Genomic DNA, 12,868 nt, shown 5'->3' with positions numbered 1-12,868 from the left:
ACCCTCGTTAACAGGAGAGTGAAAGTGAAAGTGCAAGGCGGAGCGGCGGTCGATATGATCGCGCCGGTGAGTATAACCGTAAAGAGGGAGTCGCGACGGGCGAGTCGACCGTCGCGGACGGCGTCTCAATCCCAACCGCTCGTTTCGTCCCGCCAGGAGAGACAGTGGAGTCGGGTATCGTCGGTCACGACGTAGAGCGAGCCGTCCGATATCGCAGGCCCGCTCGAGACGCCAGCCTCGAGCGGGTAGTGCCAGCCGAAGTCCGGATCGTCAGCGTCGATCCCGTACAGGGAACCGCTCGAGTCGCCGAGACAGAGCGTATCGCCGACGAGAGCCGGCTCTGCGCGGGCGATGCCGTCGAGATTGACGCCTTTCTTCGAGAAGAGCCAGCCGCGGAGTTTCCGCTTGCCGAACATCGTATCGGTGACGTGGAGGTAGCCGTCCGCGGCCCCGACGAAGACGCTGTCGTCGGTGACGGTCGGCGCGGTCGTGAACGGGTCGCTGATCTGGTAGGTGAACCACGACTGGCCGGTTCGGGCGTTCAACGCCAGCAGGAGGCCACCATCGTCGGCGACGTAGACGCGGTCGCCCTCGCCCGCATCGATGTCGCCCTCGACTGCGAGCGGTTCCGTCCGTTCGTCCGGTTCGATATCGGTCCCGCCGAACTCGAGGCCTGATTCGGTTGGCGAATCGATCTCGGGGCCGTCACTCTTCGGATCGTCGCTCGGATCGAGAGCGGACGGATCGCGATCGGCGACGCCGATTCGGTCGTCGCCGATCCTCGCCGCCCCAGCGTCTCTCGGGGCCTCGGTGCCGGGGACGGCCGTCGGCCCGCCGACGACCGAACCCTTGGTCGGGGCCGCCCAGACCTCCTCGCCCGTCTCCGCCTCGAGCGCGCCGACTCGGTTCCGGGACGTGCCCACGTAGACGTGCTCGAAGTCGGTCCCGGCCAATGTGGCGGGCGCACCGACGACACCGGCCTCAGTTTCGTGTGTCCACAGCGGTTCCCCGGTCGTCGCCTCGAGCGCCGAAACGCCCTCGCCGTGGCCGATGAAGAGGACGCCGCGCGAGAGCGTCGGCGGAGATTCGACGCGACCGGAAACCGTCCCTTGCCACCGGAGTGTGCCCGTTTCGGGCTCAAGCGCGAACACGGTGCCGTCGGTCGCGACGACCAACAGGGAGTCGTCGGTGACCACGAGCGACGACGCGAGCGTCAGTTCGGTTTCGAACCGCCAGCGGCGCCGGCCATCGTATCTGTCGAACGCGTACACGGTACCCGCGCTCGAGCCGACGTAGACGGTATCGCGGTCGAGCACCGGCGGCGCGTCGACCGACCCGTCGACCCCGGCGTCCCAGGTCGGCTCGGGACGCTCGGGCTCCTCGTCGATCGAGCCCGTCAGGCGACCCGAGTTCTCGTGATCGTGCCTGAACTGGTTCCAATCGCTCACTGGGCCAGTGTAGCCGCTCGCGGGACATAATAGGTACGACACGTCTCGAGCGAATCGATCGATTCGGCGGACGAAACACCTGCGGCCGCCTACTCCCAGGGGTGCGTTCCGGACGAACTCGGCCAGAGCGGATACCAGTGATCCTTCTCGGTCTCGATCTCGAGTTCGCCGTCGAGCACCGACTCGAGTTTGAACTCGGCGCTCGAGTCGCGTTCGTGACCGGGCCGCGGTGCGAACGGGTAGAATCGACCGCGGCGAAACGAGTAGATCCAGTAGACGGGCCCGTCGCCATCGCTCGCGGCGGTACCCTCGTAGGCGAAGACGGCGGCGAGCAGTCGCGACCCGTAGCCGTGCTCGATGAACGTGTCCGCCGCGAAGTGCATGCTCGTGACGAGGTCTTCGGGATCGTCCTCCTCGAGAATCACCCACCTGTAGCCGTGGTCGTCCTCGGCGATCTCGAACTCGGTTCCCGTCTCCTCGCGGCCCGCCTCGAGGATCGCCTCGACCTCCGAGACGGCCTCGCGGAAGGTGCTCGAGTCGACGCCGGAAAAACAGAGCGCGCCGACCTCGGCCGAGTCGTAGCCCAGTTCGGCCTCCATGGTGAAGTAAGCCGTGCTCATCCCGAAGAGGTCGTCGGGATCGGCGTCTCGCTTGGCGTCGGACTCGGCGCGCAGTCCGAGTACGGACCGAAGTCCATCCAGCAGTCCCATATCAGTAGTGTCGCGGGAACTACCTTAGAAGTCATCCATTTGGGCCGGGTTCGGTCGGGAACGCTCGTGTCCGTGGAATAATCTCATAAATCACGCCGTCGCCGTCTCGCGCTCGAGATCCCGAAGCTGTTCGATCCGCCGTTCCGTCGAGGGGTGGGTGCTGAACAGTCGGCCGACGATGCCGGACTTCAGCGGGATGATGAAGAAGGCGTTCATCTCGGCCTCCTCGCGGAGATCCTCGTCGGGGACCTTGTCGACCTCGCCCGAGATCTTCATGAGCGCGGACGCGAGCGCGCCGGGGTTGCCGGTGATGGCGGCCGCGCCGCGGTCGGCGGCGAACTCGCGATAGCGCGAGAGCGCACGGATGAGGAGGTAGCTGACGATCCAGACGAGCAGCGAGATCAGGATGGCGACGAGGAGCCCCGCCGCGCCCCGCGCGTCGTCGCCGTGGCCCCGCCCGCCGCCGGTAAAGAGCATCATCTGACCGCCGAAGCGGACGATGAGGAAGGCGATGGTCGAGAGGAAGGAAGCGATGGTCATCACGGCGACGTCGCGGTTCTTGACGTGAGCGAGTTCGTGGGCGAGGACGCCGTCGAGTTCCTCCTGATCCAGCGTGTTCATGAGTCCGGTCGTCACCGCGACGACAGCGTTGCTCGGCGAGCGGCCGGTCGCGAAGGCGTTGGGAACCTTCGAGTCGACGACCGCTACCTTCGGTTTCGGCAGGTCGGCCTGCTGGGAGAGCCGGTCCACCGCGGCGTGTAACTGCGGGTACTCCTCCCGTTCTACCTCCGAGGCACCCATGCTCCACAGCGCGAGTTTGTCGCTGTAGAAAAACTGGATCAGCGAGAAGCTTCCAAACAGCAGCGCGACCAGCAGGAGACTCGAAGCACCCCCACCGAACACGGTCGTGAGTCCGGCGATGAAGAACAGATACACCGCAAAAAGGAGGAACATTGTAAGCCCCATTCGCGCGCGAAGCCCCCAGTCCGGTTGCCAGTCCATGCGGGGATGTATGGCTCGAGGGGAAATAAGTGCCCCCAAACCGGCGGGTCACAGAGACATATGAAAACCCCCTCGTTTCGCATCGAGACCCGCGGACGGGAGTTCGTCTGACGCGGCGAATCGACCGGCGTCCGACGCGTGGCAGACGTGACGGGGAGCGAGTTCCACCGGTTATCGAGGGAGAGGTGTGTCGATACTGGCGTCGGTCGATCGAGAGCGGTCGTGAATCAATCGAAATCAGCCGAGGGAGGACAGCCGGATGCAGACGGAGCGAACAGCAGGCCGGGACGTCACTCGAGTGGGATACCAACTCGAGCCCACCGTTTCGTGTGGAACCGAGTGACGAACGAACACCGACTGACGAACGAATCGACGCCCGTGCTGGCGACCCCCCTCTTTCGCGTAGAGTTCTCAAGGACTTCATCGGCAGATGGTTTTTGACCGAACTGCGAGAACGCGCCGTTTAACTCGCTCAACCCCAAAGTGGGGTCAATGGCAGACTCGCGTGCGTTCTGTCCCCGCTGTGGGGATCCGATCGCGGATCGATCCGGGAGCGACGCGACCGAATCCGCGGCCCCGAGCGGGGACGCTGACGAGCGGGGCGTTCGCGAACCGGCCGCCGGCGAGACCGACCTCTGTCGGGCGTGTTACTTCGACGACTTCGAGTTCGTCGACGCGCCACAGCAGGTCGACGTCCGGGTCTGTGCCCGGTGCGGAGCGGTCCACCGGGGCCAGCGCTGGGTCGACGTCGGCGCGGACGACTACACCGACGTCGCGATCGAAGAGGTGAGCGACGCGCTCGGCGTCCACGTCGACGCCGAGGACGTCGCCTGGCAGGTCGAGCCCGAACAGGTCGACGAGAACACGATCCGGATGCACTGTTATTTCACCGGCGTCGTCCGCGGGGAACCCGTCGAGGAGCAGGTCACCGTCCCCGTCAGGATCGCTCGACAGACCTGTACCCGCTGTGGCCGGATCGCCGGCGACTACTACGCGAGCATCGTCCAGATCCGCGCCGAGGACCGGACGCCGGTCCCCGAGGAGATCGACCGCGCCAAGGCGATCGCGAACGACATCGTCGCCGAGATGGAGGCGACGGGCGACCGCAACGCCTTCATTACCGAACTGAGCGAGACGCCCGACGGGCTGAACGTGAAGGTCTCGACCAACAAGATCGGCAAGAAGATCTCGAACAAGATGGTCGAGGAGTTCGGCGGAACCGTCAACGACGCCGAGACGCTGGTCACCGAGGACGAAGACGGCAACGAGGTCTACCGCGTGACCTTCGCCGTCCGCCTGCCGCCGTACCGACCGGGAGACGTCATCGAACTCGAGGACGACGCGGACGACGACGGGCCGATCCTCGTCCGCAGCGCCCGCGGGAACCTGAAAGGAACGCGCGTTACGACGGGCGAACACTACGAAGCCGACTACGAGGAGGGGAACTCCCCCGACGCTCGAAAGCTCGGCGAACTCGAGGATGGCGTCGAGACGACGGTCGTCACCGTCGAAGACGAGAACGCGGTACAGGTGCTCGATCCGGAAACGTACCAGGCCAAAACGGTCGCCCGGCCGGACTACTTCGATCCCGACGCCGAGACGGTTCCCGTCCTGAAGAGCCGCGCCGGATTGCACGTGTTGCCGGACGAGAGCGATGACTGAGCGGCCAGACGAAACGGGTTCGAGTTCCGGAGACGAGGGTCCGGCCGAAACCAGTCCGAGTCTCGAGCCCGGAACCGACTCGCCGCTGGCGGTCGTCGTCGAGAAGCCGCGAACGGAGACGGCGATCGAATCCTTGCGAGCGGAAGGCGTCTACGACGACGAGCGGCGGGTTCGCGAGTACGACGCCGAGACGGTCGCCCTGCCGGTTTCCGCCCAGCCCGCCGAGACGGCGGTGCACGAGGTGATCCGACAGCTCGATCCCGACTACCGGAGCCCCGACCTCGAGCGGCGACTCGCCGAACGGGGCTGGAGCGAGGCGGACCGCGAGGCCGTGCCGGGGTCGTGGGCCGTCGTCGGCTCGGTGATCCTCGTGACGGTTCCGGAGAACTGCCCCGACGAGACGGCGCTGGCGGAGGAACTGCTCGAGATCCACGGCGAGGCCGACACCGTCCTCGCGGACGAGGGCATCGCGAACGACGGGACGGCGGGAACCTACCGGACGCCGCGAACGCGACTGCTGGCGGGCCACCGGGACACCGAGACGATCCACACCGAAGACGGAACGCGGTACGGACTCGACCCGGCGGAAGTGATGTTCTCGCCGGGAAACCAGGCCGAGCGGGTTCGAATGGGCGAGGTGGTCTCCGCCGGCGAGCGCGTCTTCGACATGTTCGCCGGCATCGGATACTTCACGCTGCCGATGGCTCGCGCCGGCGCGCGGGTGATCGCGACCGAACGCAATCCGACCGCGTTTCGCTACCTGCTCGAGAACGCGATGTTGAACGACGTCCAGAACGATCTCGAGGCCTACATGAGCGACTGTCGGGACCTCGCGGCTGATCTCGAGGTCGACCGCGTCGTGATGGGCTACTACGGCGTTTCCGAGTCTGACGTGGGGGACGAACAGGAGGCTCGGACCGACGAAGCTCACGAGTTTCTCCCCGCGGCGCTCGAGGCGCTCGCCCCCGGCGGGACGGTCCACTACCACGAGGCGACGCCGGAGTCGCTGCTGTGGGATCGCCCGATCGAGCGACTCGAGACGGCCGTCGACGACGCGGATCGAATGCTCGGCGATCTCGAGCGCCGTCGGGTCAAGAGTCACAGCGCGGGCGTCGAGCACGTCGTCGTCGACGCCGTGGTGGAGTGACGGACCCGTCGCTCGAGCGGCGATGAGAGGTGCGTCGCTCGGCAACGCACGCTGCTGTGCCAGAGGTAGCCGTGACATTCATGCCGGTCCGAGCGAAATCGACGTAGCATGACCAGAAACCAGATCATCGCGCTCGTGTTCGCGTTGTTGATGGGAACGTCGATGATCGCGATGCCGGCGATGTACCTGTTCGGGTAACAGCGGTCGTTGCTTGACACGTTACGGCGTTCGTTCCGAGCCATTTTGTCCAGTCTTCACCCTCGAGACGGTTCTTCGATCGTGCTCTATTCGTCCTCACAGAAGATACGAACCGACCGTTAGCCGTCCGTGTCCCAGACGTCCGCTAGCGGGCTCGAGCGCGAGGATTCGCGCGTGGACGAGCGGTTGCGATCGCTCGAGGAGCGACTCTCGGATCCGGACTGGGACCGATCACCGGTCCGCGAGCCAGAAGCCGACGTGGACGGCGAACGGCCGGCGGATGAACGGCCGGACGACGAGCGGTTCGCGCCGCCGGTTCCGGCGACCGCGGCCTGCGGGTCGAAGGAAGGAAGCGAGGGCGCGTCCATCCGGTCGACCTGTGCTTCGAACCAGTCGGGCATGTCCGTTCGCGCGCGGTCGAAGAGGTCCAGCAGGCTCGAGTCCGCCAGGTACGTCGCGCCGTAGTCGTCGGGCGCGCGGACGACCCGACCACAGCCCTGGATGATGGTCCGCAGCGCCGTCCGATAGTACCAGGCCCACTGGCCCTCCTCGAGGCGGTGGGCGACGCGCGAATCGCCGGTGTTGAGAAACGGCGCTTTACAGAGCACCTGAAAGCGACAGAGGTCGCCTTTGAGGTCGAGCGCTTCCTCCATCTTGACCGAGAGGAACACGTCCGGGTCGTCGCTCGCCTTCCACTCCTCCAAGTCGGCGTCCCGGCCGTCTCTCGTGTGCGTTCGAATCCGTCCGCCGACACCGAAATCCCGAAGCAGGTCGGCCAATCGCTCCTGAATCGCGTAGGAGTGGGCGTGGACAAGCCCCTTCTCGTCGGGGTGTTCCTGCATGATTCGGACGATGGTTCGGGCGATCTCGGGGAGCGTGTCGTCGCGCTGGTCGTAGGTCATCTTCCCCTGGGTCACGTCGTACAGCGGGCGGTTTTCGACCGGGAATGTGTGCTCGACGTCCACGAGGGCGACGTTCTCCGGATTCAGCCCGACCTGCCGGCAGAACGCGTCCTTGTTGAGAATCGTGGCCGAGAGGAGCGCGAACTTGTTGCCCCGATCCCAGACGGTGTGTCTGAGGTACCGCTCGGGATTCATCGGTTTGATCGTCATCGGACCGCCGAGTTCGGCGTCCTCGCCGTCGCTCCCATTGCCGCCGCTAGGTTGGTCCGTGTCAGCCGGCGGCTCCTGATCGATCAGCCAGGTCGTCGGACTCTCCGGGTCGCGGTAGTCCGAAACGAACCACTCGAGTTCGCCGATGAGTTCCTGGAGCCGGTCGCGCTCGCGAACGTCCGCGGGCGTGAGCGACTCCTGGGAGAGCAGTTCGTCTTTCCGTCGGGTACACGTCTGGGAGAGGTTTTCGGCGTATCGAGCGGCGCGGTCGACGCCGTCGACATCGGGGACGCGAAGGTCCTCCCAAATGGGGACCGATCGGGGGCCGAGTCGGATCGTCGCGTACATTTCGGCCCACTCGGCCAGCCCGTGGGCCTCGTCGACGACGACCACGTCGCGGGTCCGGAAGACCTCGCTCCCCGCGGTTTGCATGAAGTACGCGAGCGTCATCGCCGCGATTTCGCGGTTCGACGCGATCGCCCGATCCGAGAAGTACGGACAGCGATGTTTGACCGAGCAGTCGTACCCGCGCTCGCGAACGCAGGGGGCCTGATTCACCGGCGTATCGCGCTCGTGAGGGAGAATACAGTTGTAGTTCGACTTCCCGCGGATCACGTTCAGATCCGAGAGCAGGTCGTCGGCCGCGACGTCGTCGAGTTGCGACACCTGCGGCGTCGTGTAGTAGGCCCCCGACGGCTCGCTCGGGTCCGCCTCCTCTATCGTCTGGGCACAGCCGGCGATCGCTCGAGCCAGCAGGGACTTGCCGCTGCCCGTGGGCGCGCGCACGAGCACCACGTCGTTGCCGGCCTCGAACGCGTCGCGAATGTCACGGAGGGCCGACTCCTGCGCACCGCGATAGCTCGGCGCGGGAAACTCCTCGAAGATCCGCTCGGTGTTCACCGTTCGAACCACGGCGGGGCTCGATCCTAAAACCACCGGACCGTCGCCGTCGGTGAATCTCGAGACCGGCGACGGACGGTCGACGATCCCCGATCGGCTGCCGAAATCGCCGCCTACCACCCGGTAGGCGCTCGATTACAAATACGAAACATCCCATCGATCCTGAACGTGGAAGGGTCGCTCAGCGGAAGAGCACCGTGGGCCCCTGGCCCGCGGAGGCCCTCTGGCCTCGTGGCGTTCGAATCCCACCCCTTCCGTTCTCGACGAATCGCTTCCGTTCTCGCAGCAGTCGTCGCTCGAGACCACTCGAGGCGACGAACCCGATTCGGATCGACGATCAGCGATCCGACCGGACTGAGCGAACGACAGAGCCATCGTCGGTCGGCTCCAAGTTCTCCACGTCCTCGACCGTCGGCTCGTCGGGCAACGCCTCGAGACACGCGTAGCAAAGCAGGTGACTCGAGCCGTCCGCGAGCTCGAGGGTCATCGCCGTCCCGTCGCTGCCGTCGTTTTCGCCGAACGTCCAGATGTTGGCGACGCCGCCCGCGACGGAGACCGGACGCCCGCAGCCGTCACACGAATCAGTACCCATAGAAATCAGCGCTCATAGCGAACACTCGGTACGGAACTGTCAAAGTCGTTCCCCCGTTCGGACTCGGTAGTCCCGCCGGTACGGCGGTAGATTGCGGCGGAAAAGGAGCCGGTCGCCACTAGTCCGATTTGATCTCCTCGAACTTGTTCAGGAGTTCCTCGGCGGAATCTCCGGAATCGTACTCGACGGTTCCATGGTGGATCGTCCGCTCGTCGTCGAAGTCGGTATCGACTTTGGAAGCTTGTTTTTCACGTCGCTCGTGCTCGTCTTCGTCATAGGCACCCATTGACATGGTAACTATACCCATGTAGGTAGTTCTCTCTTATCAAGGTAACGGTTAAATCGGCCGGAGACACGTAGGAAACGCAGTACCTCACAGAAAATGAGAGGAGAGCCAGAAGGGAAGACGTATGCGAGACCAGCACCTACTGTACGGCGTGGCACGGCCGCTTCGCTTCCGTTATTCGCCCGCTCACTGGAGCGAGCAACGGGTCCGTCGAGAGATTTTGCAACCGCTTCGGAACAACATCGGCGCTCGAGCTGTTACCCCCAAATTCGACATCAACGGCGGCTGGGACACCCACCGCTTCGAGATGGCAAACGGCGATATCGCGCTGTTCGCCCGAAACGACGGGGAGGCCTACTGGATGGGCAACACCGAGACGCCGTCGGCGCTGTGGCGAACCGACAAGTTCGGCTGGGGCGAGGTCCCCTATCACGTCTCGCGGTGGGCACAGCGGGAACTCCTCGAGACGCTGTACGAGGAGGACCCGTGGCTCGAGGCGTATCCGCATCTCTCGTGGTTCTTCCTCCCCGTGTTCATGTCCAAGGATGGACGGGAGTCCACGCGGGCGTTCTTCCGCGAGCACGCGGCGGGTTTTCCCGACGCCGGTCGACGCGACGCGATGGGCTTTTTCGAGGAGTTCTTCACCACCGGCACGCTCGATGAGTACCGACACGTCATGGCGGGGAAACTCGGCACCAGCGATCACGTCGACCGCGTTCGCATGAGCGCCTCGATGGGCGAGTTCATCGCCGCGAAAATCCTCGTCGACGCGGATTACGACGTGGTCCCCGAGATCGAGGTGACGACGGGACACTCGCTCGACTACCGCGCGAAAGACGGGTCGACGAACGTCCTCGTCGAAGTCACCCGCCCGCAGCCGCCCGGAAACAGGGCCGCCTCGGGACCGGTCGCCGCGGTTCGAGATACCGCAGAGACCAAGACGAGCGGCCAGCTCGCCGAACACGGCGGCGGCGCGGTGCTGTTCGTCGACTGCTCGAGCTTCCGCGACGACAGCTGGAACGCGGTTCGCGGCGAGCAACCCGACGTTCGTCACCGCCCCGCGGTCGTCTACCGCGCCCGACCGGACGGCCACGTCGAGGGCTACCGGAAGGGATCGGTCCCGCTCGAGCTAGGCGACGCGCTCGAGTTTCTCGATTGAGCGCGCTCGAGTATCTTGACCGCCATTGATAAGTAACATGACATAGGGGAATGAATACAATGGTAGGTCGTATAGAACCGCTCCTCCAGTTGTGCCTTGGTCTCGCTTTAATCGGATATGGTGTCGGTCGATGGATGAATATTATTACTTACAGCCCGCCCAGTCTCGTCTATCTCTTGGGAGGCCTCGTGCTCATAGTATGGGGTGGGTGGATAAACCACCGTGCATAAAGTTGAGTATCCCACGTCATAGAATGGCTCTGACACTCACTGATTGTGCTGGGAATTGGGCGGTACACGAACGACGGAGATAAATCGGAGTTCGATCACGACACCGAAGAGGGGTTTCAGAAGACATATTGTTTCAGTATGCCAATCTAGATCCAATAATGGTGGAACGATGGCAGTATCCGTGGATCGGGTTGGCGTTGCTGACCTTCGCTCTCGGTATTGTCGGGCAGATATATTATGAGATGGGAGTTATCAGTCTCTATCCGATTTTTACGGGACTCGGTATTCTCATCATTGCCGCTCGCCCGGAGAAGTTCGGATACGTGATGACTGGACTCGGAGCGCTATCTCTCGTTACCGCAGTTCTCCTCGATGGCTGGAGCCCGCTCACCAGAGGAGTCCTCTTTCTCGTCGGAGTCGGTACTGTGACCGGCGGAATTCGGTCGCAACGAAGTGTTGAAGATCAACAATAATATTCCAGTGCTCACCGGAGCCTTATCAGAATTTGTCAACTGGGGAGGCTTTCAACAGAGCCGCTGGCTGCAGAGAAACGACAGACCAACGAAAGAACTACACCCGGTCCACTCGAGCGACACCGTATGCTCTCCGGTGGCCATCTCATCGCCATACTCAGCAGTGGACTCCTCGTCATTGTCTGGATGGCGTTCACTGTCTGGATCGTCCGTGATGCCCGCGCCCGTGGCAGTGCTCACCCGTTTCTGTGGGCTGTGTGTGCACCACTGGGAAGTATCCTATACTACGTGTTCTGGTGGCGGCGGCATCATGATCGCACGGGCCCCCGATCTCGCCGAGAGTACTACGCCCAGGTCGTCGCTGTCGCCGGCATCGGCGGAGTTGCTATCAGTGCCGTCGTTTCACCACCCGACCCAATCACGCAACTCGTTGTGTGGCCGATAACCTTCACGTGTTGTCTGCCTGTGGCCTACCTGTTGATAGACACTGGCCGACCCAAGGCCCCGAATACTGCCTGATTCGTCACTACCCTCACTCTTCATGCTAGTCGCTGGACTAGCTCTGCTGAACACTATGTACTTGATCTAGACTGAACGGTACAGCGCTACGCCGTACAGCGAAACCGAAAACAGTCAATCGCGAAGCAGGGAACCGCTCGTCTCAGAACGATAACTGTTCTGGCGCGTACGGGCTTCCCAGCGGCGTCGGGTCGCGGTCACTGTAGCCGACGCGGCCGATCGCCTTCTGACTCACGGCGGAGTAGACCGCAAAGCGGACCTCCTCTGCGGACTCGAACGTCTCCGAATCGAGGCGCGCGAGTACCTCCTCGACGGATTCGGAGCCGTTCGGGAGTTCGAGCGTTCGGTCCCCGTAGGCCTCGATCATTTCTTCGGTCGTCGCGGGATACTCGTGCGTGTCGATCATCTCGCCGGTGCCATTGCGCAACATTACGCCCTAACCTGTGTGAACGATAATTATAAACATTGTCCATAATCGTTCTTTAGGAGAGCGGTAGAGATTATATGCCTAAGTCGTCCTAGAACACGGTCGATCCGCGGCGTCGAACGCGAGCGCGCGGTCGTGAGAAACCGCTTTAGGACCGGAGCGATTCGAGACGAGTATGCCATACGCCGATCTCCACGTCCACACGACTCGCTCGGACGGGGGGGTAGAACTCGAGGCCGTACCCGAGGCCGCCCGCAGAAACGACGTCGAGGTCGTCGCAGTCACCGACCACGATCGACGCCAGCCCTTCGACGAACCGGTGATCGAACGCGACGGCGTGACGGTCGTCCACGGGATCGAACTCCGCGTCGAGACGGGAGACGGCCTGCGCGTCGATCTGCTCGGGTACGGACTCGAGCCCACGCCGGACCTCGAGGCGATGCTCGAGGGGATCCAGACGAACCGCCGCGAGCGCGGGCGGGCGATCGTCGACTGCGTGGAGGATCGACTCGGCGTCGATCTCGGCGTCACCGTCGGAGACGGTTTCGGCCGACCGCACGTCGCTCGCGCGGTCGCGGACCACCCCGACACCGACTACGACTACGACGGGACGTTCGACGAACTGATCGGCGGCGGCGGACCGTGTTTCGTGCCGCGGGAAATCCCGTCGTTCGAGCGCGGCCAACGGCTCCTCTCGGAGGCCGCGGCGATCGTTTCGCTGGCCCACCCGCTCCGGTATTCGGATCCGGAACGGGCCCTCGCGCTGACGGCCGACTTAGACGCCGTCGAATTGTACTACCCCTACGGCGCTCCCGTCGATCTCGAGCCGGTCGAGCGGGCGATCGAGACCAACTCGCTCGCCGTCACCGGTGGAAGCGACGCACACGACGACCGATTGGGCGTCGCCGGGCTGACCGCCGAAGAGTGGCAGAAACTCGAACTTGCGGGCTGAAACGGGAGTTTCAACCGGGAGCGGAGGGTTCAATGTCGTTCGGCCCAAACG

General features: G+C 64.1%; 13 protein-coding genes and 1 tRNA gene. 7 read left to right on the top strand and 7 right to left on the bottom strand.

Going from position 1 to position 12,868, the window contains the following annotated elements:
• Positions 1-125 precede the first annotated feature (125 nt).
• From BM348_RS01575 to htpX, 3 genes are all read right to left on the bottom strand, one after another.
• Entirely contained in the window at positions 126-1,448 is a 1,323-nt protein-coding gene (locus BM348_RS01575; RefSeq protein WP_175507079.1) for an outer membrane protein assembly factor BamB family protein, read from the bottom strand.
• Positions 1,449-1,537: 89 nt separating this feature from the next.
• Positions 1,538-2,158, bottom strand: a complete 621-nt coding sequence (gene pspAB / locus BM348_RS01570; RefSeq protein ID WP_092901031.1) for a PspA-associated protein PspAB — start codon at positions 2,156-2,158, stop codon at positions 1,538-1,540.
• 90 nt (positions 2,159-2,248) lie between these two features.
• Complete coding sequence (gene htpX, locus BM348_RS01565; protein ID WP_092901028.1) at positions 2,249-3,160, bottom strand: zinc metalloprotease HtpX; 912 nt, start codon at positions 3,158-3,160, stop codon at positions 2,249-2,251.
• A gap of 492 nt (positions 3,161-3,652) precedes the next feature.
• On the opposite strand from htpX, the gene BM348_RS01560 reads away from it, so the two are divergent.
• Positions 3,653-4,822 (top strand): 60S ribosomal export protein NMD3, encoded by a 1,170-nt coding sequence (locus tag BM348_RS01560; protein ID WP_092901025.1) that lies wholly within the window; start codon positions 3,653-3,655, stop codon positions 4,820-4,822.
• The gene (locus tag BM348_RS01555; protein ID WP_092901022.1) at positions 4,815-5,969 is read left to right on the top strand and encodes a class I SAM-dependent methyltransferase; all 1,155 of its coding nucleotides are present in this window, start codon (positions 4,815-4,817) and stop codon (positions 5,967-5,969) included. Before BM348_RS01560 ends, BM348_RS01555 begins: the two co-directional genes overlap by 8 nt.
• Positions 5,970-6,286: 317 nt before the next feature.
• Here the strand turns inward: BM348_RS01555 and BM348_RS01550 are convergent, their stop codons facing one another.
• Complete coding sequence (locus BM348_RS01550) at positions 6,287-8,179, bottom strand: helicase C-terminal domain-containing protein (protein ID WP_092903540.1); 1,893 nt, start codon at positions 8,177-8,179, stop codon at positions 6,287-6,289.
• A 170-nt stretch (positions 8,180-8,349) separates the two neighbouring features.
• Here BM348_RS01550 and BM348_RS01545 point away from each other — a divergent pair.
• Positions 8,350-8,436 (top strand) — tRNA-OTHER (locus tag BM348_RS01545).
• 80 nt (positions 8,437-8,516) lie between these two features.
• Here BM348_RS01545 and BM348_RS01540 read toward each other — a convergent pair.
• Together BM348_RS01540 and BM348_RS21040 are read right to left on the bottom strand one after the other, a co-directional pair.
• Entirely contained in the window at positions 8,517-8,771 is a 255-nt protein-coding gene (locus BM348_RS01540; protein WP_092901019.1) for a DUF7561 family protein, read from the bottom strand.
• Positions 8,772-8,889: 118 nt separating this feature from the next.
• A complete protein-coding gene (locus tag BM348_RS21040; RefSeq protein ID WP_231587893.1) occupies positions 8,890-9,063 on the bottom strand; it encodes a DUF5786 family protein in 174 nt (57 codons plus the stop codon).
• A gap of 145 nt (positions 9,064-9,208) precedes the next feature.
• Between BM348_RS21040 and BM348_RS01535 the strand changes: the two genes are divergently transcribed.
• From BM348_RS01535 to BM348_RS01525, 3 genes are all read left to right on the top strand, one after another.
• Positions 9,209-10,216, top strand: a complete 1,008-nt coding sequence (locus tag BM348_RS01535; RefSeq protein ID WP_092903538.1) for a DUF5784 family protein — start codon at positions 9,209-9,211, stop codon at positions 10,214-10,216.
• 388 nt (positions 10,217-10,604) lie between these two features.
• Positions 10,605-10,919, top strand: coding sequence for a hypothetical protein (locus tag BM348_RS01530; RefSeq protein ID WP_092901016.1), 315 nt, complete (start codon positions 10,605-10,607; stop codon positions 10,917-10,919).
• Positions 10,920-11,045: 126 nt separating this feature from the next.
• Positions 11,046-11,438: a hypothetical protein gene (locus BM348_RS01525; protein WP_092901013.1), complete on the top strand. Its 393-nt coding sequence runs from the start codon at positions 11,046-11,048 to the stop codon at positions 11,436-11,438.
• A 142-nt stretch (positions 11,439-11,580) separates the two neighbouring features.
• Here BM348_RS01525 and BM348_RS01520 read toward each other — a convergent pair whose 3' ends face one another.
• A complete protein-coding gene (locus BM348_RS01520) occupies positions 11,581-11,868 on the bottom strand; it encodes a DUF5789 family protein (protein WP_092901010.1) in 288 nt (95 codons plus the stop codon).
• Positions 11,869-12,040: 172 nt separating this feature from the next.
• On the opposite strand from BM348_RS01520, the gene BM348_RS01515 reads away from it, so the two are divergent.
• Positions 12,041-12,817 (top strand): PHP domain-containing protein, encoded by a 777-nt coding sequence (locus BM348_RS01515; RefSeq protein ID WP_092901007.1) that lies wholly within the window; start codon positions 12,041-12,043, stop codon positions 12,815-12,817.
• The last annotated feature ends 51 nt before the right edge of the window (positions 12,818-12,868 follow it).

This window comes from Halostagnicola kamekurae, from assembly GCF_900116205.1.
GTDB classification, from domain to species: domain Archaea; phylum Halobacteriota; class Halobacteria; order Halobacteriales; family Natrialbaceae; genus Halostagnicola; species Halostagnicola kamekurae.
This window is presented reverse-complemented; position numbering and strand designations above follow the sequence as displayed.